We start from the raw sequence: 22,513 nt of genomic DNA, 5'->3' as shown, positions 1-22,513 counted from the left end.
ATGGACATTTCCGGGACGGGACTCAGGGGGCTGCGGGCCGCGCTGTTCAGCGCGCTCGTCGTACTGCTCTCCTCGGGCTCGCACGTCCTGATGTCCCAGGTCCCGCTGCCGCGCACGCTGGTGGCCGGGGCCTTCGCGGGTGTGTTCGCGATCGCCTACGCGCTGGCGGGCCGTGAACGGGGCTTCGGCCCCATCGCCGGGCTGCTCGTACCGCTGGAGCTGGCCGCCGACACCGTCTTCACCACCGGACAGCACCTCTGTTACGGCCCGGCCGGCGGACCCGTCGCGGGCCCGCTGCGCGCCATGGGTCTGGACGCCCTGTGCGGCGGCACGCCGGTGGGCGGGCCGCTGACCGAGGTGACCGGGCCGGCCGACGCGGCCGCGCTGCTGTCCTCGCCGGGGCCGTACACGCCCTGGCTGCTGCTCGGCGCCCACGTCTCGGTCGGGCTGCTGGCCGCGGCCTGGCTGCGGCACGGCGAGCGGGCACTGGGCCGGCTGTTGCGGGCGGTGGCCGCCTTCGCGTTCCGGCCGCTGCTGCTGGCGGCGACCTCGGTCGCGGTGGTCCGCCGGCCGGCGCGGGCGCTGCTGCGGTCGGTCCGCCCGGCCGCCGGGGCCCGCACCCGCTTCCCGGCACACTCCGTGGGACGGCGGGGACCCCCCGTGCTCGGCGCGCTCGCCCGCGCCTGACGCACGTACGGCAGTCCCTTCCACACGCCACACCCCACGGAGATCATGATGAGTTCACGCAACAGCCAGGCGAACAAGGCAGCGGCCCGCGAGCGCCTGCGCGCCGAGCGCGAGGCCCAGGCCAAGAAGGACAAGGTGCGCCGCCAGGTCGTCGTGGCGGGCGCGGTGGTCGCGGCCCTCGGCCTGGTCGGCGCCATCGGCTACGCGGTCGTCCAGTCCAACCAGCCCACCCACTGGGAGAAGGCCGCCACGGCCGAGCTGGTCAAGCCGAAGAACACCGAGGGCGAGGACGGCACCACGGTCGTCATCGGCAAGCCCGACGCCAAGAAGACCCTGGAGCTGTACGAGGACTCGCGCTGCCCGGCCTGCGCCGCCTTCGAGCAGGCGGCCGGCGAGCAGATCAAGAAGGACGTGGACGCGGGCAAGTACAAGCTCCAGTACATCGGCGCCACCTTCATCGACAACGCCGTCAAGGGCGAGGGCTCGAAGAACGCGCTGAGCGCCCTGGGCGCGGCGCTGAACGTCAGCCCGGAGGCCTTCCTGCAGTACAAGGGCGCGCTGTACTCCAAGGACCTGCACCCCGAGGAGAGCGTCGACAGCTTCGCCAAGGACGACTACCTGCTGAAGGTCGCGGACACGGTCCCGGCGCTCAAGGGCAACGCCGAGTTCAAGAAAGCCGTCGAGGACGGTACGTACGACCGGTGGGCGCTGGAGATGTCGAAGTCCTTCGACAAGTCCGGGGTGAAGGGCACGCCGACCCTGAAGATGGACGGCAAGAAGATCGACACTCCGCAGACGGCGGAGCTGTTCACGGCGGCGATCGACAAGGCCCTGCAGGGCTGATCCCGGGGCGATCCGGAAATCACCGTCCGGACGGGCCTCCTCGAAGGGCGGGCGAACTCCCAGAGTTCGCCCGCCCTTTGCATGCACGCATCTGTTCGAAGAGGTGTACCCGTCGGTAATATGATCATCCGTGACCAGTCATCTCACCTCCTCCCAGTCCGCGGCAACTCCCCGCCGTCGCACGGTCGTTCTGGCCGCCGCGGCCACGGCCGCACTGGCCCCCCTCACCTCGCTGGGCGCCTCGGCCGCCCACGCGGCGGGCACCGCTCCCGCCTTCCTCCACGGCGTCGCCTCGGGCGACCCGCTGCCCGACGGGGTCCTGCTCTGGACCCGCGTCACCCCGACGCCCGAAGCCGTTCCCGGCTCCGGGCTCGGCCCGGCCACCCAGGTGAACTGGGAAGTGGCGGCCGACAAGGGCTTCACCCGCATCGTCGGCTCCGGCACCGTCACCGCGAGCGCCGCCACCGACCACACGGTCAAGGTGGACGTGCGCGGGCTGCAGCCGCAGACGCCGTACTGGTACCGGTTCACCGCCGGCGGCACCTCCTCCCCCGTCGGGCGCACCCTGACCACCCCGGCCCACGAGACGACGACCGAGGGGGTCCGCTTCGGCGTGGTCTCCTGCGCCAACTGGGAGTCCGGCTACTTCTCCGCCTACCGCCACCTGGCGGCCCGCACGGACCTGCACGCGATCCTGCACCTGGGCGACTACATCTACGAGTACCAGTCCGGGGGATATCCGGAGGCGAAGTACGTCGTACGCCCGCACGAGCCGAAGCACGAGATCGTCTCGCTCGCCGACTACCGCACGCGCCACGGCAAGTACAAGACGGACGCCGACCTCCAGGCCCTGCACCACGCGCACCCGATCATCGCCATCTGGGACGACCACGAGTTCGCCAACGACGCCTGGGCCGGCGGCGCCGAGAACCACACCCCGGGGGCCGAGGGCGAGTGGGCGGCCCGCGCCGCCGCCGCCAAGCAGGCGTACTTCGAGTGGATGCCCGTCCGCGCCTCCATCGCGGGCACCGTCTACCGCCGGCTGCGCTTCGGCACCCTCGCCGACCTGCACCTGTTGGACCTGCGCTCCTTCCGCTCGCAGCAGACCAAGGTCGGCAGCGGCTCGGTGGACGACCCGGAGCGCACCATCACCGGGCGGGCCCAGCTGGACTGGCTCAAGTCGGGCCTCGCGGGCTCGGAGGCGACCTGGAAGCTGGTCGGCACCTCCGTGATGATCTCGCCGGTGGCCTTCGGATCGCTCCCCGCGCACCTGCTGAAGCCGCTCACCAAGTTGCTCGGCCTGCCCGAGGGCGGCATCGCGATCAGCGCGGACCAGTGGGACGGCTACACGGACGACCGCAAGGAGCTGCTGGGACACCTGAAGGACCGGGGCATCAAGAACACCGTGTTCCTGACCGGTGACATCCACATGGCCTGGGCGAACGAGGTCCCGATGAACATGGCCACGTACCCGGGCTCGGGCACGGCGGCGACCGAGTTCGTGGTCACTTCGGTGACCTCCGACAACCTCGACGACATCCTGCACGTCCTGCCGGACACCCTCTCGCTGGTCGCCGAATCGGCCATCAAGGCCGCCAACTGGCACGTGAAGTGGCTCGACATGGACGCACACGGCTACGGCGTGCTGGACGTGACGGCGGAGCGCTCGCAGATGGACTACTACGTGGTGTCCGACAAGCGGCAGCCGGGTGCCACGTCCGCGTGGAGCCGGTCGTACCGGACGCTGAACGGGACCCAGACGGTGGAGCGGGTGCACCAGCCCGTCCGCTGATCGACCGTCAATTCTCCTGCCACATGGGGCGTCTGGTACATACCAGGCGCCCCATGCGCATCAGAAGCAACAAATCTTTTACGCAAGGCACTTGACCTGAATATGTCATGCACACATAAGCTTCGCGCCAGCTGAAGAAGATCTTCAGGCCACCACCCCCCACCACCCCGCACCCCCACGCGAGGAGCACACGTGCGCGCAGTTGCCCGCATATCCCCCCTTCTCCGCCGCAGCCTGATGGGCACGGCGGTTCTGGCCGGAACCCTGGCCTTCACCCCGCTGGCGTCCCCCACCACGCTCGCGGCCTCCGCCTCCCCCACCGAGGTCTGCGCCGACCAGCCCGCCGCCTCCGGCGCCGCGAACGCCCGCGTCGCCCGCGCCCACGACGAACACGCGGACGAGCCCAACGCGATCAGCGACGCGCAGGCGCAGTCCATGGACGCCGACCTCAAGTCGAAGCTGGACAAGGCCCTCAAGAACCAGCCGCAGCGCAGCCTGGCGGCCGCCGAGGCCGTCGTGAACATCCCGGTGTACTTCCACGTCGTGCACTCCGGCACCACCGGGAAGCTCACGGCCACGGACGTCAGCAAGCAGCTCGCGGTCCTCAACGCGGCCTACGGCGGCCAGGGCGCCGGCAACGTCAACACGAACTTCCAGTTCACCCTGGCGGCCACCGACTACACGGACAACGCCACCTGGTACAACCTGGCTTCCGGCTCCCAGGCCGAGAAGGACATGAAGAACACCCTGCGCAAGGGCGGACCGGGCGCGCTCAACTTCTACACCGCCAAGCTCTCCGGCGGCCTGCTCGGCTGGGCGACCTTCCCGACGTCCTACGCCTCCAGCCCCAAGATGGACGGCGTGGTCGTGCTCGACAGCTCGCTGCCGGGCGGCTCCTCCGCCAACTACAACGAGGGTGACACCGCCACCCACGAGGTCGGCCACTGGCTGGGGCTCTACCACACCTTCCAGGGCGGCTGCAGCGGCAACGGCGACTACGTCTCCGACACCCCGGCCGAGAAGAGCGCCGCGTACGAGTGCCCGACCGGGCGCGACAGCTGCGCGAGCAAGCCGGGCGCGGACCCGATCCGCAACTTCATGGACTACACGTACGACTCCTGCATGTACCAGTTCACCGCGGGCCAGGTCGCTCGCATGTCGAGCAGCTGGACCGCGTACCGCGCGGGCTGACCCACCGACGACGAGGGCCCGGTCCGGCATCCGCCGGGCCGGGCCCTTCCGTCTGCGCGCCTACAGGCTGTCGAGGAAGCCGAGGGCGACCTTCCAGAGCTGCTCGGCGGCCTCGGCGTCGTAGTCGTCCAGCTCCGGGTCGGTGAACAGGTGGCCGGCACCCGGGTAGCTGTGGACCTCCACGTCGGCGCCCGCCCGCTGCATCCGCAGGTACCAGGCCGTCAGCCAGTCGTGCGGCTCGAAGGGATCGGGGTCCGCGATGTGCAGCTGCACGGGCAGCTCGTCCACCGAGGCGTCGTCCTCCAGGTCCGCCGTCCCGTGCAGGAGGAGCAGCCCGCGCGCCTTCTCGTCGGCCATCGCCAGGTGCTGGGCGAGCGAACCGCCGAAGGAGAAGCCCGCGTAGACCAGCCCCTGGTCCGAGTAGGGGGCGGAGGCCGACACCGCGCGCTTCAGCAGTTCGTCACGGCCGATCTCGTCCTGGTGGGCCATGCCCTCCTCGACGGTCCCGAAGGTGCGTCCCTCGAAGAGATCCGGCACCTGGACCTGGTGCCCGGCCGCGCGCAGCCGGTCGGCCGCCGCGTGCACCGCGGGCCGCAGCCCGTACGTCGAATGGAAAAGCATGATGTTCATGCCTCCATCGTGCCAGCCGCCGAGGACACGGGGCCCGCGGACCGCTTCCCGCTACGTTCGTCCCCATGGAGATGGAGAACGTCCTGCGCCCCGTCACGGTCCTCGGCGGCGCACTGGTCGCCACCCTGATCGCGGGCTGGCTGCTGGACCTGCTGCTGCGCCGGGCCGACGCCCGGCACACCGAGACCCCGCTGTGGGGCCTGCTGCGCCGCTGCCGGCTGCCCTTCCAGGTCGTCCTGTGCACCTCGCTGCTCAGGGCCTCCCACCGGTGGGCCGGAATCCTGCCCGACCACGCCTTCGGCGTCGGCCGGTTCCTCACCCTGGTCCTGATCGCCTCCGCGGCCTGGCTCGCGGTGCGCATCGCGACGGCCGTGGTCGACTCGACGTACGCGCGCTACGCGGCGGTGACCGAGGACGAGGCCCGGGTGCGCCGGGTGCGCACCCAGGTCACGCTGATCCAGCGGGTGGTCACCGCGGTGCTGGTCGTGGTCGCCGCGGCGGCGATGCTGCTGACCTTCCCCCCGATGCGTGCGTTCGGCGCCTCGCTGCTGGCTTCCGCGGGCGTCCTCGGCATCGTGGCGGGCATCGCCGCCCAAGCCTCGCTCAGCAACCTCTTCGCCGGCCTCCAGATCGCCTTCGGCGACACCGTCCGCATCGGCGACACGGTGGTGGTCGACGAGGAGTGGGGCCGGGTCGAGGAGATCACCCTGACCTTCCTGACGGTCCGCACCTGGGACGAGCGGCGCATCACGATGCCCGTGTCGTATTTCACGAGCAAGCCCTACGAGAACTGGTCGCGCGGCGGCGCACAGATGACCGGCACGGTCTTCTGGCACCTGGACCACGGCGCGCCGATCGATCTGATGCGGGAGCGGCTCCGGCACGTCCTGACGGAAATCCCGGAGTGGGACGGCCGCGGCGGCTCCCTCGCCGTGACGGACACCACACCGCACACGGTCCAGGTCCGCGCCGTGGTCACGGCGAAGGACGCCGACGACCTCTGGACGCTGCGTTGCACGGTCCGTGAACGCCTGATCACCTGGCTGGTGGCCGAGCACCCGTACGCCCTCCCCCGCATCGCCACGACCCCGGCCGCGGAGGCGCCCTGAGGAGCCGTGGGGAGCAGCGCGGCAACGCACTCCTCGGCGAGGTCCTCGGCGTGCGGCGGCAGCGGGCCGCCGGCGCGCAGGTGACGGTCTCGGGGCCCCGCCGGCGATCGGGGCGCGGCTTCACCGCCCGGGCAGCTCCCCGCTCAAGGGGCCCGCAGGCTGCGGACGTCGAGGTGGCGCAGCACCCGGTCCACGATCTCCGGGTCGGACCCGGGTTCGCTGCGGGCGGCCAGGACCTCGTGGCGGGCGGCCGACATCATCTCCCGCTGGATCCGCTGGACGTCGTGGAGCCGCTCCACGCGCTTCGCGTACGCCTCGCGCCGTTCCTCGTCCACCATGTCGGGGCTGATCCGGGCCCCCACGTCGTAGGCGCGCCGGTACAGCTGCTCGACCAGGTCCTCCGGAAGCTCCTCCACCTCCTCGATCTCCTTCAGCCGTCGCTTCGCGGCCTTGGCCGCGCGGATCGCCAGCTTGCGCTCCGCGTCCCGCTCGGCGTCCGTGTCGGCCTCCACCCCGAGCCTGCGGACCAGCCACGGCAGGGTCAGCCCCTGGCACACCAGGGTCGTCATGATCACCGCGAAGGCGATGAAGATGATCTGGTCCCGCCCGGGAAAGGGCTCACCGGCGTCCGTCCGCAGCGGAATGGCCAGCGCCAGCGCCACCGAGGCGACCCCGCGCATCCCGGCCCACCACATCACCACGCTCTCCCGCCAGCTCAGCGGGATCTCCTCGTCGTAGTCGCGCCTCTGGTGCAGCCGCTGGGCGAGCCAGCCGGCCGGCAGCAGCCACACCAGCCGCACGCCGACCACCACCGCGACCACGATCGCCGCCCACCCGGCCATCTCCCACACCCGGTCCTCGGCCGTGCCGAACACGTTGTGCAGCTCCAGCCCGATCAGCCCGAAGGCCACGCCGGTGACCAGCATGTCGACGACCTCCCAGAAGGTGTGCCCGGCGAGGCGCCCCAGCACGTCGTCGGCGTCGCTCGCGTACTCGGCGAGGAACAGGGCCGTCGTCAGTACGGCCAACACCCCCGAGCCCTCGAGTTCCTCGGCCACCACGTACGCGACGAACGGCACCAGCAGCGTCAGCCCGATCTGCAGGGTCGCGTCGCCGAGCCGCCCCATGAGCCGGTTGGCGATCCAGCCGAGCGCGAGCCCGAGGGCCACGGCCACCACGGCGGAGAGCACGAACTCCCCGAGCGCCTCGGGCCAGGAGAAACTGCCGCTCACGACGGCGGCGACGGCCACGTGGTACAGCACGATCGCGGTCACGTCGTTGAAGAGCCCCTCGCCCTCCAGGATCGACACCATGCGGCGGGGCAGTCCGAGCGATCCGGCGACGGCGGTGGCGGCCACCGGGTCGGGCGGGGCGACGAGCGCGCCGAGCGCCAGGGCGGCGGCGATCGGCAGCCCGGGCACGACGGCGTTGGCGACGGCGGCCACGGCACCGGTGGTGACGAACACCAGGGCCACGGCCAGCAGCAGGATGGGCCTCACGTTGGCGGCGAACTGTCGCCAGGACGTGCGCTGCACGGAAGCGTAGAGCAGCGGCGGCAACACCAGCGGCAGGATGAACTCGGGCGGGATCTCGACGTTCGGTACGGCCGGCACCAGTGCGAGGATCACCCCGCCGATGGTCATCAGGACGGGCGCGGGCAGTTTCAGCCGGTCCCCGAGCGGGACCGTGACCACGGCCCCGAGCAGGAGCACGAACAGCAGAGCAAGCTGATCCACTCCCCCACCCTGCCAGTCCGCTGCGCTTGGCTCGTGCGGGTGGGGGCCGTGTCGGGGCTGCGCCCCGAACCCCGACGGCGCTCCGCGCCCGCGCCTCAATCGCCGGCGGGGCTATGAACGGCTACGGGAGGGGGCGGCGCATCGCGCGGTGTGGGATGCCCGCGTCCTGGAACTCCGGGCCGTAGGCCACGTAGCCGAGCCGCTCGTAGAAGCCCAGCGCATGCGTCTGCGCGCCCAGGTCGACCGCCGTCAGGCCCCGACGGGCCGCTTCCGCCTCGATCGCGCGGACCAGCGCCACACCGACGCCCAACCCGCGCGCGGACCGGGTGACGGCGAGCCGGCCGAGCGAGCCGACGGCCGGGTCGCCGGTCTTCGCCAGCGCCGCGTCCCCGTGCAGCAGCCGCCCGGTGCCCAGCGGCACCCCGTCCCCGCCCACGGCCAGGACGTGCACCGCGTCCGCGTCGTACGCGTCGTACTCGATCGACTCCGGTACCGACTGTTCGACCACGAAGACCTCGGCCCGCACCGCGAAGCAGGACTTCAGGTCCTCCTCCGAGGCCGCGACCCGCACCTCGACGACGGCCTCGACCGCGCCCTCGGCCGGCGAGGTCACTCGCTCTCCGCCCGGATCACGTCCAGCGCGTGCTGCAGGTCCGCCGGGTAGGTGCTCTCGAACTCGACCCACTGCCCGTCCGACGGGTGCTCGAAGCCGAGGCGCACCGCGTGCAGCCACTGCCGGGTGAGGCCGAGCCGCTTGGCGACGGTCGGGTCGGCGCCGTAGGTCAGGTCGCCGACGCAGGGGTGCCGGTGCGCGGACATGTGCACGCGGATCTGGTGCGTGCGCCCCGTCTCCAGCTTGATGTCGAGCAGCGAGGCGGCTCGGAAGGCCTCGATCAGGTCGTAGTGGGTGACGGACGCCTTGCCGTCCTGGATCACGGCCCACTTGTAGTCCGCGCTGGGGTGGCGGCCGATCGGCGCGTCGATCGTGCCGCTCATCGGGTCCGGGTGGCCCTGTACCAGCGCGTGGTAACGCTTGTCGACGATCCGCTCGCGGAACTGGTTCTTGAGCGAGGTGTAGGCGCGCTCCGACTTCGCGACGGCCATCAGGCCGGACGTGCCGACGTCGAGGCGGTGCACGATGCCCTGGCGCTCGGACGCACCGGAGGTGGAGATGCGGTAGCCGGCCGCGGCGAGGCCACCGATGACGGTGGTGCCGGTCCAGCCGGGGCTCGGGTGGGCGGCGACGCCCACCGGCTTCATGATGACGACGATGTCATCGTCATCATGGACGATCTCCATGCCGGGAACGGGCTCGGCCACGAGCTCGACGGGGCGCGGCGGCGCGGGCATCTCGACTTCGAGCCAGGCGCCACCGTGCACGCGCTCGGACTTCCCGACGACGCTGCCGTCGACCGTCACCTTTCCCGCAGCCGCGATTTCGGCCGCCTTCGTCCGGGAGAAACCGAACATACGGGCGATGGCGGCGTCGACGCGCTCGCCCTCGAGGCCATCGGGAACGGGCAGGGTGCGGATCTCGGGAATCGTACTCACCCGTCGAGTATGCCGGACGGGGCGGACGGGCCGTCCCGCGATCAGTCCTTGTGGACGGTCCCGTCCGGGTCCAGACCCTTGAAGGACAGCAGGACGATCAGGATGCCGCCGCACACGATCGCCGAGTCCGCGAGGTTGAAGACGGCGAAGTGAGCGGGCGCGATGAAGTCGACGACCGCGCCCCGGAACACGCCCGGCGAACGGAAGATCCGGTCGGTCAGGTTGCCCAGCGCGCCGCCCAGCAGCAGGCCCAGGGCGATCGCCCACGGCAGGCTGTAGAGCTTGCGGGCGAGCCGCACGATCACCACGATCACCGAAGCCGCGATGCAGGTGAAGATGATGGTGAAGGCCTCGCCGAAGCCGAAGGCGGCGCCCGGATTGCGGACCGCCTCGAACTTCAGCAGGTCACCGATGATCTCGATCGGCGGCTGGTGCTCCAGCTTCGCCACGACCAGCATCTTGCTGCCGAGGTCGAGCAGGTAGGCGAGCACCGCCACGACGAGCAGAGCCGTGATCCGACGGCGCCCCTTGGGCCCGGCGGACTCCGGCTGGGTGTCGTCCCCGACCTCGGGCGTACCGATGATGCGCTCCGCCTCTGTCACGTGAGTCCCTCGAACTAGCTCGAACCAGGCTCCTCCTGGACCCTGACGGACACGAGGGTACGTCAGGGCCCCCGCGCGGCGCCCGCCCCACCTCTCCCCGGCCGGTCTAGGCCGTCTCTTCCGGATCTTGTCGGCCGGAAGAGACTGCCTAGTGGCGCCGTTCCTGCTTCTGCTTGCAGTCCACGCACAGCGTGGCCCGGGGGAAGGCCTGCATCCTGGCCTTGCCGATGGGCTGCCCGCAGTTCTCGCAGAGGCCGTACGTGCCCGCCTCCAGCCGTTCCAGGGCCCGCTCGGTCTGCTCCAGCATCGAGGTGGCGTTCGCCGCGAGCGCCAGCTCCGACTCGCGGGTGATGTTCTTCGTACCCGTGTCGGCCTGGTCGTCACCCGCGCCGTCCCCGGAGTCCCGCATCAGGCCGGAGATCGCGGCCTCCGAGGCGTCCAGCTCGGCCCGCAGCCGCAACACCTCCGCCAGGAGCTCCGCACGGGCGTCCTCGACCTCCTTGGAGGTCCAGGGGTCCTCCCCCGGCCGTACGGCGAGCTCGCCGGGGGCCGGGGCCGCCGTGGCCCGCGCCTTGGGGAGTCCGCTGGTGGCGGCCGCGGCCGTCTTCCTCGCCGTACCCGCGCTCTTCTTGGCAACCACTTTCCGGACTCCCGTCTTCTTCGCGGCAGGTGCCGCCCCCTCGGCCACGGCCTTCTTGGCCGTGGCCGTCCGCTTCTCGACGGCGGTCGTCTTCTTGACAGCGGTCGTCTTCTTGACGGCGGTCGCCTTCTTGGCGGGAGCCGCGTCCTCGGAGACCGCCGCCTTCCCAGCGGCCTTCCCGACAGCCTTCTGGGCAGTACTCCCGGCGGTCTTCTTCGCCACCATGGCCGCGACCCCTTCACATACTGTGATCTTTGCTCGTGAATCGTGCCGGAACGATAAATCGACACCGGCCCCGCGGCAACGGGGCACGCATCCATCGAGGTCAACCTGCATCCGTTGTGCCCATCAGGAGCCCTGGTAATCCGCCACTCCCGCCCCACCCGAGTCGGAAGCGGCACCGCAGGCCCATTCGGGTTGCTCCGGCGGCGCGCCGGGGTCGCCCGCGGCCCCTTCCCGGGGCGCCGCCACGCTGGGCCTGCGGCCCCCGCACGGGGCCCCGTAAACCGGTCGGCCGTGCGCCCCCCGGGCCCGTACACTGGGCCCAGCGAAAGGCATGGACGGGGACGAGTAGCGTCGTACGCAGCCAGGAGCGACCCGGGGACGGTGAGAGCCCGGGGGCGAGCGCGATGTGAAGGATCACCCCTGAGCCGCCGGAAGAAAGCCCGCACGGGATCCCCGTACGGCGAGTAGAACCGGCTTCGCACCCCAATGAGGGGGCCACCGGATCCGTCCGGCGGCCAAGGAGGGTGGTACCGCGGGAGCAGCAGTGCTCTCGTCCCTCCGGACGGAATTGACACCCCGCCGGAGGAAGAGTTCAGCCTCATGACCACACCGCCGCAGTACCGCCCGGTACCCGCCCAGGTCGACCTGCCTGCCCTCGAACACGCCGTCCTCGACTTCTGGCGCGAGAGCAAGACCTTCGCCAAGACCCTGGAGCAGTCCGAGGGCCGCCCCGAGTGGGTCTTCTACGAGGGCCCGCCCACCGCGAACGGCATGCCCGGCGCCCACCACATCGAGGCCCGCGTCTTCAAGGACGTCTTCCCCCGCTTCCGCACCATGCGCGGCTACCACGTGGCCCGCAAGGCCGGCTGGGACTGCCACGGCCTGCCCGTCGAGCTCGCCGTCGAGAAGGAGCTGGGCTTCAACGGCAAGCAGGACATCGAGGCGTACGGCATCGCCGAGTTCAACGCCAAGTGCCGCGAGTCCGTGACCCGCCACACCGACGCGTTCACCGAGCTCACGACCCGGATGGGCTACTGGGTCGACCTGGACGACGCCTACCGGACCATGGACCCCGAGTACGTCGAGTCCGTGTGGTGGTCGCTGAAGGAGATCTTCAACAAGGGCCTGCTCACCCAGGACCACCGCGTCGCCCCCTGGTGCCCCCGCTGCGGCACCGGCCTCTCGGACCACGAGCTCGCCCAGGGCTACGAGACGGTCGTGGACCCCTCGGTCTACGTCCGCTTCCCGCTGACCTCCGGCCCGCTCGCCGGCGAAGCCGCGCTGCTGGTGTGGACGACGACCCCGTGGACCCTGGTGTCCAACACGGCCGTCGCCGCCCACCCCGAGGTCACGTACGTCGTCGTCCGCCGTACCGGCGGCGAGGAATCAGAGAAGCTGGTCGTCGCCCAGCCGCTGCTGGAGAAGCCCCTGGGCGAGGGCTGGGAGGCCACCGGCCAGACCTTCACGGGCAAGGAGATGGAGCGCTGGACGTACGAGCGCCCGTTCTCCCTGGTGGAGTTCCCCGAGCCCGCCCACTACGTCGTGAACGCCGAGTACGTCACGACCGAGGACGGCACCGGTCTGGTCCACCAGTCCCCCGCCTTCGGCGCCGACGACCTCGCGGTCTGCCGTGCGTACGGCCTGCCCGTCGTGAACCCGGTCCGCCCCGACGGCACCTTCGAGGAGGACGTCCCGCTGGTCGGCGGCGTCTTCTTCAAGAAGGCCGACGAGAAGCTGACCGCCGACCTCGACGCGCGCGGCCTGCTCTTCAAGCACATCGCCTACGAGCACAGCTACCCGCACTGCTGGCGCTGCCACACGGCCCTGCTCTACTACGCGCAGCCGTCCTGGTACATCCGCACCACCGCCGTCAAGGACGCGATGCTGCGGGAGAACGAGAAGACGAACTGGTTCCCCGACTCGGTCAAGCAGGGCCGCTTCGGCGACTGGCTGAACAACAACATCGACTGGGCGCTGTCCCGCAACCGGTACTGGGGCACCCCGCTGCCGATCTGGCGCTGCGAGGAGAACCACCTCACCTGCGTCGGCTCGCGCGCGGAGCTGAGCGAGCTGACGGGCACGGACGTCTCCGGCCTGGACCCGCACCGCCCCTACATCGACGAGGTCACCTTCACCTGCACGCACGAGGGCTGCTCGCTCGAAGCGGTCCGCGTGCCGGAGGTCATCGACGCCTGGTACGACTCGGGCTCGATGCCGTTCGCGCAGTGGGGCTACCCGCACAAGAACAAGGAGATCTTCGAGAAGCGCTATCCGGCGCAGTTCATCTCGGAGGCCATCGACCAGACGCGCGGCTGGTTCTACACGCTGATGGCGGTCGGCACCCTCGTCTTCGACAAGTCCTCCTACGAGAACGTGGTCTGCCTGGGCCACATCCTCGCCGAGGACGGCCGCAAGATGTCCAAGCACCTGGGCAACACCCTGGAGCCGATCGCGCTCATGGACCAGCACGGCGCGGACGCGGTGCGCTGGTTCATGGCGGCCGGCGGCTCCCCGTGGGCGGCGCGGCGCGTGGGCCACGGCACGATCCAGGAGGTCGTCCGCAAGACCCTCCTCACGTACTGGAACACGGTCGCCTTCCAGGCCCTATACGCCCGCACGTCGAACTGGGCGCCGTCCGCCTCCGACCCGGCCCCGGCCGACCGCACGGTCCTCGACCGGTGGCTGCTCTCGGAGCTCCACGCGCTCGTCGCCGAGGTCACCGAGGCGATGGAGTCGTACGACACCCAGCGCGCGGGCAAGCTCCTCTCCGCGTTCGTGGACGACCTGTCCAACTGGTACGTCCGCCGCTCGCGCCGCCGCTTCTGGCAGGGCGACGCGGCCGCGCTGCGGACCCTCCACGACGTGGTCGAGACGGTGACGCGGCTGCTCGCCCCGCTGACCCCGTTCATCACGGAGCGGGTCTGGCAGGACATGGTCGTCCCGGTCACCCCGGACGCCCCGGAGTCGGTCCACCTCTCGACGTGGCCGGTCGCGGACACCTCGGCGATCGACCCGACCCTCTCCCAGCAGATGCAGCTGGTCCGCCGCCTGGTGGAGCTGGGCCGGGCGACGCGTGCCGAGTCGGGCGTCAAGACCCGCCAGCCGCTGTCGCGCGCGCTGGTCGGCGCGGTGGGCTTCGACGCGCTCTCACCCGAGCTCCAGGCCCAGATCACGGAGGAGCTGAACGTCTCCTCCCTGGCCTCCCTGTCGGAGGTCGGCGGGTCGCTGGTGGACACCACGGCGAAGGCGAACTTCCGGGCGCTGGGCAAGCGCTTCGGCAAGGGCGTCCAGGACGTGGCGAAGGCGGTGGCCTCGGCCGATGCGGCGGCGCTGTCCCTGGCCCTGCGGTCCGGCTCGGCGATGATCTCGCTGAACGGTGAGGAGATCTCCCTGTCGCCCGAGGAGGTCATCATCACGGAGACCCCGCGCGAGGGCTGGTCGGTGGCGTCCGACTCGGGCGCGACGGTCGCCCTGGACTTGGAGATCACCCCGGAGCTGCGGCTGGCGGGCCTGGCCCGTGACGCGATCCGCCTGATCCAGGAAGCCCGGAAGAACTCCGGCCTCGACGTGGCGGACCGCATCGCGCTCCGCTGGTCCTCCGCGGACCCGGAGGTCGGCAAGGCCCTGACGGACCACGCGGCGCTGATCGCGGACGAGGTCCTGGCGACGGACTTCGCGTCCGGCGAGGCCGACGGCACGTTCGGTGACCCGTTCACGGACGAGCCCCTCGGCCTGACGTTCCGCCTCCGCAAGGCCTAGCCCGGCCCCGAGCGGCCCGTCCCCTCCCGGGGGGCGGGCCGCTTTCGTCTACCCCGACGTGTCCTGGGGCTCCGCCCCCGAGCCCCCGCGCCTCAAGCGCCGGCGGGGCTGGGTTTGGCCCCCTGGGCGGGGTCGGGACCGGGGGGCGGGGGTGCGGGGCCGCCGGGGGGTGTCTCCTCGGCTCGCGCCTGACGGGCCATCTCGGCCGTACCCGGCGGTTGCGCGCTCGTCCTGCGGGGACACCCCCCACCGTCCCCACACCCCCACCCCGGCCGCCTCACACCGGGCCGTGGGGCGGGGACACTCCGGGGGCTCCCCGCAGGACGAGCGCGCAACCCAGGCCGAACGGCAGGACCACGGCCGCCTGGCGCGAGCCGAGGAGAGCCCCCGGAGGGGCCCCGCCCCACCCGAAGCCAAACCCAGCCCCGCCGGCGATTGAGGCGCGGCCACCGGCCCGCACCCGGAACGGGACCGCACCGCCCGGCCAGGGCAACGGCCCGGCCAGGGCAACGGCCCGGCCAGGGCAAGGGCTAGCCGCCCAGCTGGGACACGCTCGGGACCTTGTCCGTCACCGTCGCACCCGCACTCTGGCCCGCTTCCTTCACACTGTTGATGACACTGTCGAAGGCGTCGATGTCACCGTCACCCGCCTGCCCCTTGCGCAGCTTGCTGCCGAGGCCCTTCAGGGACTCGATGCCCGCCGTGAGCGGGGCCACCGCCTTCGCCAGCAGCGGGTCGCCCTTGGCGTTCTCGGCCGCCGCCTTGAGCCGGTTGTACGCGAACGCGCCCGCCAGGCCCGCCTTGATCAGCGCGAAGGTGCGGCCCTTGGCGCCCTTCTTGAACTTGCCCGCGCGGTACGGCTTGACGATCCACTGGTACGTCGCACCGGCCGCGAGGCCCGCGTTGGCGACGAAGCGCGTCTTGGCGAACTTCTGCTTCTCCGCGGAGGTGCTGGGCGACGGCGTCGGGGCGGCCAGTTCGTCGGCCTCGACGGCGGCGGGCTCCGCCGCCGCGAGCGCGGCCAGCTCCCCCATCGACGCGGCGGAGAGCTCCTCGCGCGGGCCGTTGCCGCTACTGCCGCATGCGGTGGCACCGACCATCAGCGCGGTGGACAGCACCACGGCGGCGAGGGCGCGGCGGAATCGGACGGTCGTGGGTACGGGCACGGTTTCCTCCGGGAATGAGGCGTCTCCCGCAGCCTCGCCCCGGTCCCCCGGCTCCACCAGCCGGGAGGACCCGTTCGGGTTTACGACCCGTCAAGGCGGCAACACGCGCCGCATGAGCACTCACACACGAGTACGCACCCGGGGAAGCAGTCAGGCAGGCCGCGCCGTCGCACTGGTGGCGGACGTGCTCGCCTTCGTCATCGGACTCTGGATCCTGCTCTTCCTGCTGGAGGCCAACCAGGGCAACGCCCTGGTCGACCTCGTCCACGACGTCGCCTCCTGGCTCGCGGCCTGGTCCTACGACCTGTTCACCTTCGGCCGCGCATGGGTCCAGGTCGTGGTCGGCTACGGCATCGCCGCCGTGGCCTACCTCCTCATCGGCCACGCCGTGGCCGGCTGGCTCTACCGCCGCTGAGCCGACCGCCAGGTCACCCGCAGCAGTCCGGCTCCAGCCCGGACGGGAGCGAGGTCCCGCCGAACACCTCGGTGGTGGCCTCGTCCCCGCCGAGCGCCGCGACGGCGAGCAGCAGCGACCCGGCCGTCCAGGTGGTCTGCTCCACCGGCCAGACGGCCTCGTCCTGGAACACGTACCCCGTCCAGTACATGCCGTTGTCGGCGCGCAGGTGGGTGATCGAGCGCAGGATCTCCAGCGCCCGGTCCGACTCGCCCGTCGCCCACAGCGCGAGCGCCAGCTCGCAGGACTCGCCGCCCGTCACCCACGGGTTGGGCAGCACGCAGCGCACGCCCAGGTCCGGGACCACGAACTCGTCCCAGCGCCCGTCGATGCGCGCTTTGGCCTCCGAGCCGGTCAGGGCCCCGCCGAGGACCGGGTAGTACCAGTCCATCGAGTAGTGGTTCTTGTCGAGGAACCGCTCCGGGTGCCGCCGGATGGCGTGCCGCAGCGCGCCCGCCGCGAGCTCCCAGTCGGGCTGCGGTTCCTCGCGGTGCTCGGCGATGGCCAGCGCGCAGCGCAGCGCCTGGTGGATGGAGGAGGAGCCGGTGAGGAGGGCGTCGGTGACGGCCGTGCCGTCCGCCTCCCGCTTCCAGCCGATCTCGCCGCCGGGCTGCTGGAGCGTCAGGACGCACTCCACGGCCGCGTAGACGGCCGGCCACATGCGGTCGAGGAAGGTGTCGTCGCCGGTGGAGAGGTAGTGGTGCCACACGCCGACGGCTATGTACGCGGTGAAGTTGCTCTCGCGGCTCGCGTCCTGCGGCTCCGCGGTGTCCACGCCGTCCGGCCGGTCGGCGTAGGCCGCGTACCAGGAACCGTCCTGGTTCTGGTGCCGGGCCAGCCACGCGTAGGCGCGCTCCGCCGCCTCGTGCTCGCCGGCCGCGTCGAGCGCCATCGCGGCCTCGGTGTGGTCCCACGGGTCGAGGTGGTGCCCGCGGAACCACGGTATGGCGCCGTCGGCGCGCTGCGCGGCGAGGATCCCCGCCACCGTCAGGGCGGCTTCCTCGGCCGTCAGCACGCCGTCCAGGACCAGGTGTTCGGTGCGCCCCGGCGAGCTCACTGGGCCGCGCTGACGGGGAGGTGGGGCTTGGTCGCGTACGCCACGAAGCTCTTTCCTATGAGCGGGTTCAGGGCCTGCTCGGCGAGCCGTGTGGCCAGCGGCTTCTTCATGATGTCCCAGACCAGGAGCTTGTGGTACGCCTTGACGGGCAGTGCCTTGTCGTTGTCGACGCCGAAGGCGCACTTGAGCCACCAGTACGGGGAGTGCAGCCCGTGCGCGTGGTGGGTGCCGTACGGCTTGAGGCCCGCGGCCTTCATCTTGCCGAGCAGCTCGTCCGCCTTGTATATGCGGATGTGGCCGCCCTCGACCTCGTGGTAGGCGTCGGAGAGCGCCCAGCAGATCTTCTCGGGGCCGTAGCGCGGCACGGTGATGGCGATGCGCCCGCCGGGCTTGAGCACGCGGACCATCTCGGCGAGCACGCCCTTGTCGTCGGGGATGTGCTCCATCACCTCGGAGATGATGACGACGTCGAAGGAGTCGTCGGGGAAGGGCAGGGCGAGCGCGTCGCCCTCCATGGCGGTGGCGGTGGCCCCGGCGGGGGCCTCACCGGCCTCCTTCATCGCGGCGAACCACTTGGCGACCTCGCGGATCTCCTCGCCGTTGCGGTCGACGGCGACCACCTGGGCGCCTCTCCGGTAGCACTCGAAGGCGTGCCGGCCTGCGCCGCAGCCCAGGTCGAGTACGCGGTCGCCTGCGGCGAGCGGGAACCGGGAGAAATCGACGGTCAGCACGGGGTCCTGCCTTCGCGGTCGCGGGGGTTGTTCGGGGATGGGGAGGAAGCGGTGCAAGCAGAAGGGGCAGGAGGTCAGCGCGCCCGGCGGGTAGGGGCGGCGGCCTGCTCGATGGCGGCGCGGTAGTGCGCGACGGTGCCGCGGGCGGCCGCGGCCCAGGTGAACCGGGTCAGGACCCGTTCGCGCCCGGCGGCGCCGAGGCGGGCCCGCAGCTCCGGATCGCCCAGCACCCGGCCCAGCGCGCCGGCCAGCGCGCCCGCGTCGCCCGGGGGCACCGCGAGGCAGGTCTCACCGTCGGGTCCGGCGACCTCGGGGATCGCGCCGCCGGTGGTGGCGACGAGCGGGGTGCCGGTGGCCATGGCTTCGGCGGCCGGGAGCGAGAAGCCTTCGTAGAGGGAGGGCACGCAGGCGATCTGCGCGCTGCGGTAGAGGTCGACGAGCTCGGCGTCGGTGATGCCCTTGACGAAGCGGACCGCGTCCTGGAGGCCGTACGTCTCGATGGCGCGGGCGACGGGCCCCTGCTCGGCGCGCTTGCCGACGACGACGAGGTGCGCCTGCGGCTGCTCGGTGCGCAGCTTCGCGAGCGCCTCGACGAGGTACACGAGCCCCTTGAGCGGCACGTCGGCGCTGGAGGTGGTGACGATGCGGCCCGGTACCTCGGCGACGGACGGGTCCGGCGACCACAGGTCGGTGTCGGCGCCGATGTGCACGACGTGGATGCGCTCGTCCCGGACGCCCAGGTGCTGGGCGATCTCCTGCTTGGAGGACCCGGAGACGGTGAGCACGGACGGCAGTCGGCGGGCGACGCGGCCCTGCATGCGGGTGAAGCCGTACCAGCGCCGCACGGAGGCCCGCTTCAGCCGGCCCTGCGCGGCGTCGAGGTCGAGCTGGCGGTCGACGGTGATGGGGTGGTGGATCGTGGTGACCAGCGGGGCGCCGAGGTCGGCGAGGAGGCCGTACCCGAGCGTCTGGTTGTCGTGGATGACGTCGAAGTCACCGGCGCGCGCGGCCAGGTGACGGCGGGCGCGCAGCGAGAACGTCAGAGGCTCGGGGAAGCCGCCGGTCCACATGGTGGCGACCTCGACGGCGTCGATCCAGTCCCGGTACTCGTCGCGCTTCGGCGTACGGAAGGGATCCGGGCTGCGGTACAGGTCCAGGCTCGGGAGCTCGGTGAGCGTGGCGCCGGTGTCGAGCACGGGGTAGGGCTGCGCGCCGATGACCTCGACGGCGTGCCCCAGTTGGACGAGTTCGCGCGCGAGGTGGCGGACGTAGACGCCCTGGCCGCCGCAGAACGGGTTCCCCTTATAGGTGAGGAGTGCGATGCGCAGCGGGCGGTCGCCGTCGGCGGCGGAACCCGCGAAAGGGCTCGTCACCATGGCCTCAGCGGTCACTCTCGGCCCCCTTCTCCCTGCAACTTTCGCCGGAGCGTAACCGCTCGGATAATGTAGAACAAGTTTCAGACTTGATCCGTCGAAGACCATTGAATCTACCGGCCGGAAACTACACCGTAAGAGGCGGAGCAGGTGATTCGCGCCACGGCTCCGGCGCCTGCCATGCTGGCCGCGGACCAGCCCGGATTCAGCCCGCGCAACGACACGGAACGACACGGAACGGGAGCCATGACAGCGGAAGTGAAGGCCGTCACCACATCGGCGTCGCCTCCCCTGACGGAGCGCCAGGAGGCCCGCCGCCGCCGGATTCTGCACGCCAGCGCCCAGCTGGCCAGCAGGGGCGGATTCGACGCCGTCCAGATGCGCGAGGTCGCGGAGGCGGCGGGCGTCGCCCTGGGCACGCTCTACCGCTACTTCCCCTCCAAGGTGCACCTGTTGGTCGCCACCATGCAGGACCAGCTCCAGCACATGCACACCACGCTGCGCAAGCGCCCGCCGGCCGGGGACGATCCCGCGACGCGGGTCGCGGAGACCCTGATGCGGGCCTTCCGCGCCCTCCAGCGGGAGCCGCAGCTGGCCGACGCGATGGTGCGGGCACTGACGTTCGCGGACCGGAGCGTGAGCCCCGAGGTGGACACGGTGTCCCGACTGACCACGGCGATCATCCTGGACGCGATGGGCCTGGAGAAGCCGCCGACGGCGGAGCAGCTGTCGGCGGTCCGGGTCATCGAGCACACCTGGCACTCGGCGCTGATCACGTGGCTTTCCGGCCGCGCGTCGATCGCCCAGGTCAAGATCGACATCGAAACGGTGTGCCGCCTGATCGACCTGACGTCTCCGGAAAAGGCCTGAAGCCGCCGCTCCGGAGCCGGGTCGCGGCGGACCCCCGACTCACTCCGCCAGGAAGCGGAGGACCTCGCCCCCGAACTCCTCGGGGTGCTGGAACAGGAAGCCGTGTCCGGCGTCCCCGTAGATGACGACCTTCGAGTCCGCCAGCCGCTGGGACATGGCGTACGTGGCGTACGCGTGGACCATGACGTCGTGGGCCCCGGCCGCCGCTAGCACCGGGTGTGCGATCTCCCCGAGCCGCTCCCAAGCGGCGCCCTCCCCCCGTCCCCACCGGCCGAGCGCGGCGGCCTGCGCGCCGACGCCCTCGGGGCGCACGGTGGCTGCGGATGCGCCGAGCCGGGTGTCGAGGCGGCGCAGCGAGGCCAGACCGGCGGCGCGCGCGGCCGGGGTGTCGGGGAAGAAGAGGTAGAGGAAGTCCTCGTCGTCGTTGACGGGCTTCCCCGCGACCTCCCACACCCGGTCCGGCGCCGCCGGGGTGTCGGGAACGCCACCAGGGCCGCTCGCGGCCACGACGAGCCGCCGGACGAGCTCCGGGCGCCGCAGTGCGACGGCCTGCACGACCGCGCCCCCCATCGACCAGCCCAGCAGGTCCACCCGCGGCAGACCCAGCGCCTCGATGAACTCGACGGCCCCCTCGGCCATCGCGGCGATGGTGTCCGGGGTCCGGCCCGAGGAGAGGCCGCAGCCGGCGTTGTCGAAGACGATGACGTCCCGCGCGGCCGCCAGGACCTCCAGGAAGGCGGGGTCCCAGTGGTCGACGGTCCCGCGGAACCGCAGGGCCAGCACCAGCGGCACCCCGCGGCCGGTGCCGAACCGGCGGTAGGCGAAGCGGGTGGTCGGGCCCTGGACGTACGAGGTCTGCGCCGAGTCGGACAGGTACGCGGACATGCTGCTCCCCTTACAGTGAGTCTGATGAAGCAACTAACTCGATCGACCCTAGCCCAGGAGAGTCGCTTCACGCGACCCACTAGGTATGCTCGACCCATGCTCGCCCGCGATTACGAGACCCAGGTGTGTTCCATCGCCCGCGCCCTCGAGGTGATCGGCGAACGCTGGTCGCTGCTGATCGTGCGCAGCGTCATGCAGGGCCACCGGCGCTTCGACGCGCTCCAGGGCGAACTCGGCATCACCCGCAGCGTCCTGACCGACCGGCTGCGCCGACTGGAGGCCGAGGGCGTGCTGGAGCGACGTCCGTACCAGACCCGGCCGGAACGCTTCGACTACGTCCTGACGGCGAAGGGCCTGGCCCTGTGGCCCGCCCTGAACCACCTGATGCAATGGGGCGACCGCTACTACCCGGAGGTGGACGGGCCTCCGGTGGTCATCGAACACACGGGCTGCGGCGGCGGTCCCGACACCCACCAGCTCTGCGACCGGTGCGGCGCGCGCCTCGGCCCCACGAACATCACGAGCCGACCGGGCCGCACGACCCGCCCCTGAGCGGGCCGCGCGGGCGGTAGGGCCCCGGGGGAAAACCAACGAGGCCGGCGCACGGCCCGACGCACGAGCGCCGGCCAGCAGTCGGCGACCCACGCTCAGCGGACAACGACTAGAGCTCAACGACCATCGGCCAGCACCAACAGCCAGCCGCCAGTGCCAACAGTCAGCGGTCGGCGGTCAGCCCCATGACGTCCCGCACCTCTGCGCTGGTTTCGGCCACCTCGCTCAGCACCGCCTCCATGGTGACGACGGACTGCGAGAAGAGCTCCCGGCCGGACGCCGTGAGCCGGACGTCGAACCCCCGCCGGTCGCTGGAGCACGGCTTTCGCTCGACATAGCCCGCACCGACCATCTGGGCCACCAGGCGCGAGACCTGGGGCTGGCTGCGGGACGCGCGGGAACTGAGCTCCCCCGCCCGGATCCAGTCGTCGGCGCGCGCCATCACGTCCATGATCTCGAAGGCGCTGGCGCACAGGCCGTGGCGCTCGGCCAGCACGCGCTCGGCGGCCTGGTTGATCTGCGCACAGGCGCGGGTCACGGCCACCCAGCGGTCGGTGAGAGCTGCTGTTTCTGCCACGTTCCTCATCGTAGGTTCGCCACCTCGCCTTGTCGATGCATACGCATACATGTACTGTCCGAGCTCAATTGATGCATGCGCAT

Annotated in this window: 21 protein-coding genes; 9 read left to right on the top strand and 12 right to left on the bottom strand. The window is 71.6% G+C overall.

Going from position 1 to position 22,513, the window contains the following annotated elements; translation table 11 throughout:
* The 4 genes from ACIQK6_RS32820 (at position 1) to ACIQK6_RS32805 (ending at position 4,513) form a co-directional block, all read left to right on the top strand.
* Positions 1-687, top strand: coding sequence for a hypothetical protein (locus ACIQK6_RS32820; RefSeq protein WP_329102936.1), 687 nt, complete (start codon positions 1-3; stop codon positions 685-687).
* A gap of 48 nt (positions 688-735) precedes the next feature.
* On the top strand, positions 736-1,530 hold the full coding sequence (locus ACIQK6_RS32815) for a DsbA family protein (RefSeq protein ID WP_329108018.1): 795 nt from the start codon (positions 736-738) through the stop codon (positions 1,528-1,530).
* A gap of 130 nt (positions 1,531-1,660) precedes the next feature.
* Positions 1,661-3,322, top strand: a complete 1,662-nt coding sequence (locus ACIQK6_RS32810) for an alkaline phosphatase D family protein (RefSeq protein WP_402696268.1) — start codon at positions 1,661-1,663, stop codon at positions 3,320-3,322.
* Positions 3,323-3,559: 237 nt separating this feature from the next.
* Positions 3,560-4,513 (top strand): zinc metalloprotease, encoded by a 954-nt coding sequence (locus ACIQK6_RS32805; protein ID WP_329108016.1) that lies wholly within the window; start codon positions 3,560-3,562, stop codon positions 4,511-4,513.
* A gap of 60 nt (positions 4,514-4,573) precedes the next feature.
* Here the strand turns inward: ACIQK6_RS32805 and ACIQK6_RS32800 are convergent, their stop codons facing one another.
* Positions 4,574-5,143 (bottom strand): dienelactone hydrolase family protein, encoded by a 570-nt coding sequence (locus ACIQK6_RS32800; protein WP_329102932.1) that lies wholly within the window; start codon positions 5,141-5,143, stop codon positions 4,574-4,576.
* A 71-nt stretch (positions 5,144-5,214) separates the two neighbouring features.
* On the opposite strand from ACIQK6_RS32800, the gene ACIQK6_RS32795 reads away from it, so the two are divergent.
* Positions 5,215-6,252: a mechanosensitive ion channel domain-containing protein gene (locus ACIQK6_RS32795; RefSeq protein WP_329108013.1), complete on the top strand. Its 1,038-nt coding sequence runs from the start codon at positions 5,215-5,217 to the stop codon at positions 6,250-6,252.
* A 143-nt stretch (positions 6,253-6,395) separates the two neighbouring features.
* Here the strand turns inward: ACIQK6_RS32795 and ACIQK6_RS32790 are convergent, their stop codons facing one another.
* The 5 genes from ACIQK6_RS32790 to ACIQK6_RS32770 form a co-directional block, all read right to left on the bottom strand.
* Entirely contained in the window at positions 6,396-7,988 is a 1,593-nt protein-coding gene (locus ACIQK6_RS32790; protein ID WP_402696266.1) for a Na+/H+ antiporter, read from the bottom strand.
* 121 nt (positions 7,989-8,109) lie between these two features.
* Positions 8,110-8,601: a GNAT family N-acetyltransferase gene (locus ACIQK6_RS32785; protein WP_402696264.1), complete on the bottom strand. Its 492-nt coding sequence runs from the start codon at positions 8,599-8,601 to the stop codon at positions 8,110-8,112.
* Positions 8,598-9,539 (bottom strand): RluA family pseudouridine synthase, encoded by a 942-nt coding sequence (locus tag ACIQK6_RS32780; RefSeq protein WP_329102926.1) that lies wholly within the window; start codon positions 9,537-9,539, stop codon positions 8,598-8,600. Before ACIQK6_RS32780 ends, ACIQK6_RS32785 begins: the two co-directional genes overlap by 4 nt.
* Positions 9,540-9,580: 41 nt before the next feature.
* The gene (gene lspA, locus ACIQK6_RS32775; RefSeq protein ID WP_329102924.1) at positions 9,581-10,141 is read right to left on the bottom strand and encodes a signal peptidase II; all 561 of its coding nucleotides are present in this window, start codon (positions 10,139-10,141) and stop codon (positions 9,581-9,583) included.
* Positions 10,142-10,289: 148 nt separating this feature from the next.
* On the bottom strand, positions 10,290-11,006 hold the full coding sequence (locus tag ACIQK6_RS32770; RefSeq protein ID WP_329102922.1) for a TraR/DksA C4-type zinc finger protein: 717 nt from the start codon (positions 11,004-11,006) through the stop codon (positions 10,290-10,292).
* Positions 11,007-11,606: 600 nt separating this feature from the next.
* Here ACIQK6_RS32770 and ileS point away from each other — a divergent pair.
* Complete coding sequence (gene ileS, locus ACIQK6_RS32765; protein WP_402696261.1) at positions 11,607-14,765, top strand: isoleucine--tRNA ligase; 3,159 nt, start codon at positions 11,607-11,609, stop codon at positions 14,763-14,765.
* A gap of 530 nt (positions 14,766-15,295) precedes the next feature.
* Here the strand turns inward: ileS and ACIQK6_RS32760 are convergent.
* Positions 15,296-15,865: a hypothetical protein gene (locus ACIQK6_RS32760; RefSeq protein WP_402696349.1), complete on the bottom strand. Its 570-nt coding sequence runs from the start codon at positions 15,863-15,865 to the stop codon at positions 15,296-15,298.
* A gap of 178 nt (positions 15,866-16,043) precedes the next feature.
* Between ACIQK6_RS32760 and ACIQK6_RS32755 the strand changes: the two genes are divergently transcribed.
* Entirely contained in the window at positions 16,044-16,346 is a 303-nt protein-coding gene (locus tag ACIQK6_RS32755; protein ID WP_329102482.1) for a hypothetical protein, read from the top strand.
* Between the two features lie 13 nt (positions 16,347-16,359).
* Here ACIQK6_RS32755 and ACIQK6_RS32750 read toward each other — a convergent pair whose 3' ends face one another.
* The 3 genes from ACIQK6_RS32750 to ACIQK6_RS32740 form a co-directional block, all read right to left on the bottom strand.
* Positions 16,360-17,442 carry a prenyltransferase gene (locus ACIQK6_RS32750; RefSeq protein ID WP_329102480.1) on the bottom strand — a complete coding sequence of 361 codons (1,083 nt, stop codon included), beginning with the start codon at positions 17,440-17,442 and terminating at the stop codon, positions 16,360-16,362.
* Positions 17,439-18,173, bottom strand: a complete 735-nt coding sequence (locus ACIQK6_RS32745) for a class I SAM-dependent methyltransferase (protein WP_329102479.1) — start codon at positions 18,171-18,173, stop codon at positions 17,439-17,441. Before ACIQK6_RS32745 ends, ACIQK6_RS32750 begins: the two co-directional genes overlap by 4 nt.
* Before the next feature lie 74 nt (positions 18,174-18,247).
* On the bottom strand, positions 18,248-19,564 hold the full coding sequence (locus tag ACIQK6_RS32740) for a glycosyltransferase family 4 protein (RefSeq protein ID WP_402696259.1): 1,317 nt from the start codon (positions 19,562-19,564) through the stop codon (positions 18,248-18,250).
* 228 nt (positions 19,565-19,792) lie between these two features.
* Here ACIQK6_RS32740 and ACIQK6_RS32735 point away from each other — a divergent pair, with 228 nt between their 5' ends.
* On the top strand, positions 19,793-20,416 hold the full coding sequence (locus tag ACIQK6_RS32735) for a TetR family transcriptional regulator (RefSeq protein ID WP_329102477.1): 624 nt from the start codon (positions 19,793-19,795) through the stop codon (positions 20,414-20,416).
* A gap of 39 nt (positions 20,417-20,455) precedes the next feature.
* Here the strand turns inward: ACIQK6_RS32735 and ACIQK6_RS32730 are convergent, their stop codons facing one another.
* Positions 20,456-21,301, bottom strand: a complete 846-nt coding sequence (locus ACIQK6_RS32730; RefSeq protein ID WP_329102475.1) for an alpha/beta hydrolase — start codon at positions 21,299-21,301, stop codon at positions 20,456-20,458.
* Positions 21,302-21,397: 96 nt separating this feature from the next.
* Here ACIQK6_RS32730 and ACIQK6_RS32725 point away from each other — a divergent pair, with 96 nt between their 5' ends.
* Positions 21,398-21,853 (top strand): helix-turn-helix domain-containing protein, encoded by a 456-nt coding sequence (locus tag ACIQK6_RS32725; RefSeq protein ID WP_329102474.1) that lies wholly within the window; start codon positions 21,398-21,400, stop codon positions 21,851-21,853.
* A gap of 163 nt (positions 21,854-22,016) precedes the next feature.
* On the opposite strand, the gene ACIQK6_RS32720 is transcribed toward ACIQK6_RS32725, so the two are convergent.
* A complete protein-coding gene (locus tag ACIQK6_RS32720) occupies positions 22,017-22,430 on the bottom strand; it encodes a MarR family winged helix-turn-helix transcriptional regulator (protein WP_402696256.1) in 414 nt (137 codons plus the stop codon).
* Positions 22,431-22,513 lie beyond the last annotated feature (83 nt).

The organism is Streptomyces sp. NPDC091682, from assembly GCF_044756625.1.
Classification (GTDB): domain Bacteria; phylum Actinomycetota; class Actinomycetes; order Streptomycetales; family Streptomycetaceae; genus Streptomyces.
The sequence above is the reverse complement of the archived record's forward strand: the minus strand, read 5'-3'. Positions and strand labels throughout refer to the sequence as shown.

Coding starts and splice junctions, on each gene's coding strand:
- ACIQK6_RS32820 (WP_329102936.1), top strand. CDS start 1: ATGGACATTTCCGGGACGGGACTCAGGGGGCTGCGGGCCGCGCTGTTC.
- ACIQK6_RS32815 (WP_329108018.1), top strand. CDS start 736: ATGAGTTCACGCAACAGCCAGGCGAACAAGGCAGCGGCCCGCGAGCGC.
- ACIQK6_RS32805 (WP_329108016.1), top strand. CDS start 3,560: ATGGGCACGGCGGTTCTGGCCGGAACCCTGGCCTTCACCCCGCTGGCG.
- ACIQK6_RS32800 (WP_329102932.1), bottom strand. CDS start 5,143: ATGAACATCATGCTTTTCCATTCGACGTACGGGCTGCGGCCCGCGGTG.
- ACIQK6_RS32795 (WP_329108013.1), top strand. CDS start 5,215: ATGGAGAACGTCCTGCGCCCCGTCACGGTCCTCGGCGGCGCACTGGTC.
- ACIQK6_RS32770 (WP_329102922.1), bottom strand. CDS start 11,006: ATGGTGGCGAAGAAGACCGCCGGGAGTACTGCCCAGAAGGCTGTCGGG.
- ileS (WP_402696261.1), top strand. CDS start 11,607: ATGACCACACCGCCGCAGTACCGCCCGGTACCCGCCCAGGTCGACCTG.
- ACIQK6_RS32760 (WP_402696349.1), bottom strand. CDS start 15,865: ATGGTCGGTGCCACCGCATGCGGCAGTAGCGGCAACGGCCCGCGCGAG.
- ACIQK6_RS32755 (WP_329102482.1), top strand. CDS start 16,044: ATGAGCACTCACACACGAGTACGCACCCGGGGAAGCAGTCAGGCAGGC.
- ACIQK6_RS32735 (WP_329102477.1), top strand. CDS start 19,793: ATGACAGCGGAAGTGAAGGCCGTCACCACATCGGCGTCGCCTCCCCTG.
- ACIQK6_RS32730 (WP_329102475.1), bottom strand. CDS start 21,301: ATGTCCGCGTACCTGTCCGACTCGGCGCAGACCTCGTACGTCCAGGGC.
- ACIQK6_RS32725 (WP_329102474.1), top strand. CDS start 21,398: ATGCTCGCCCGCGATTACGAGACCCAGGTGTGTTCCATCGCCCGCGCC.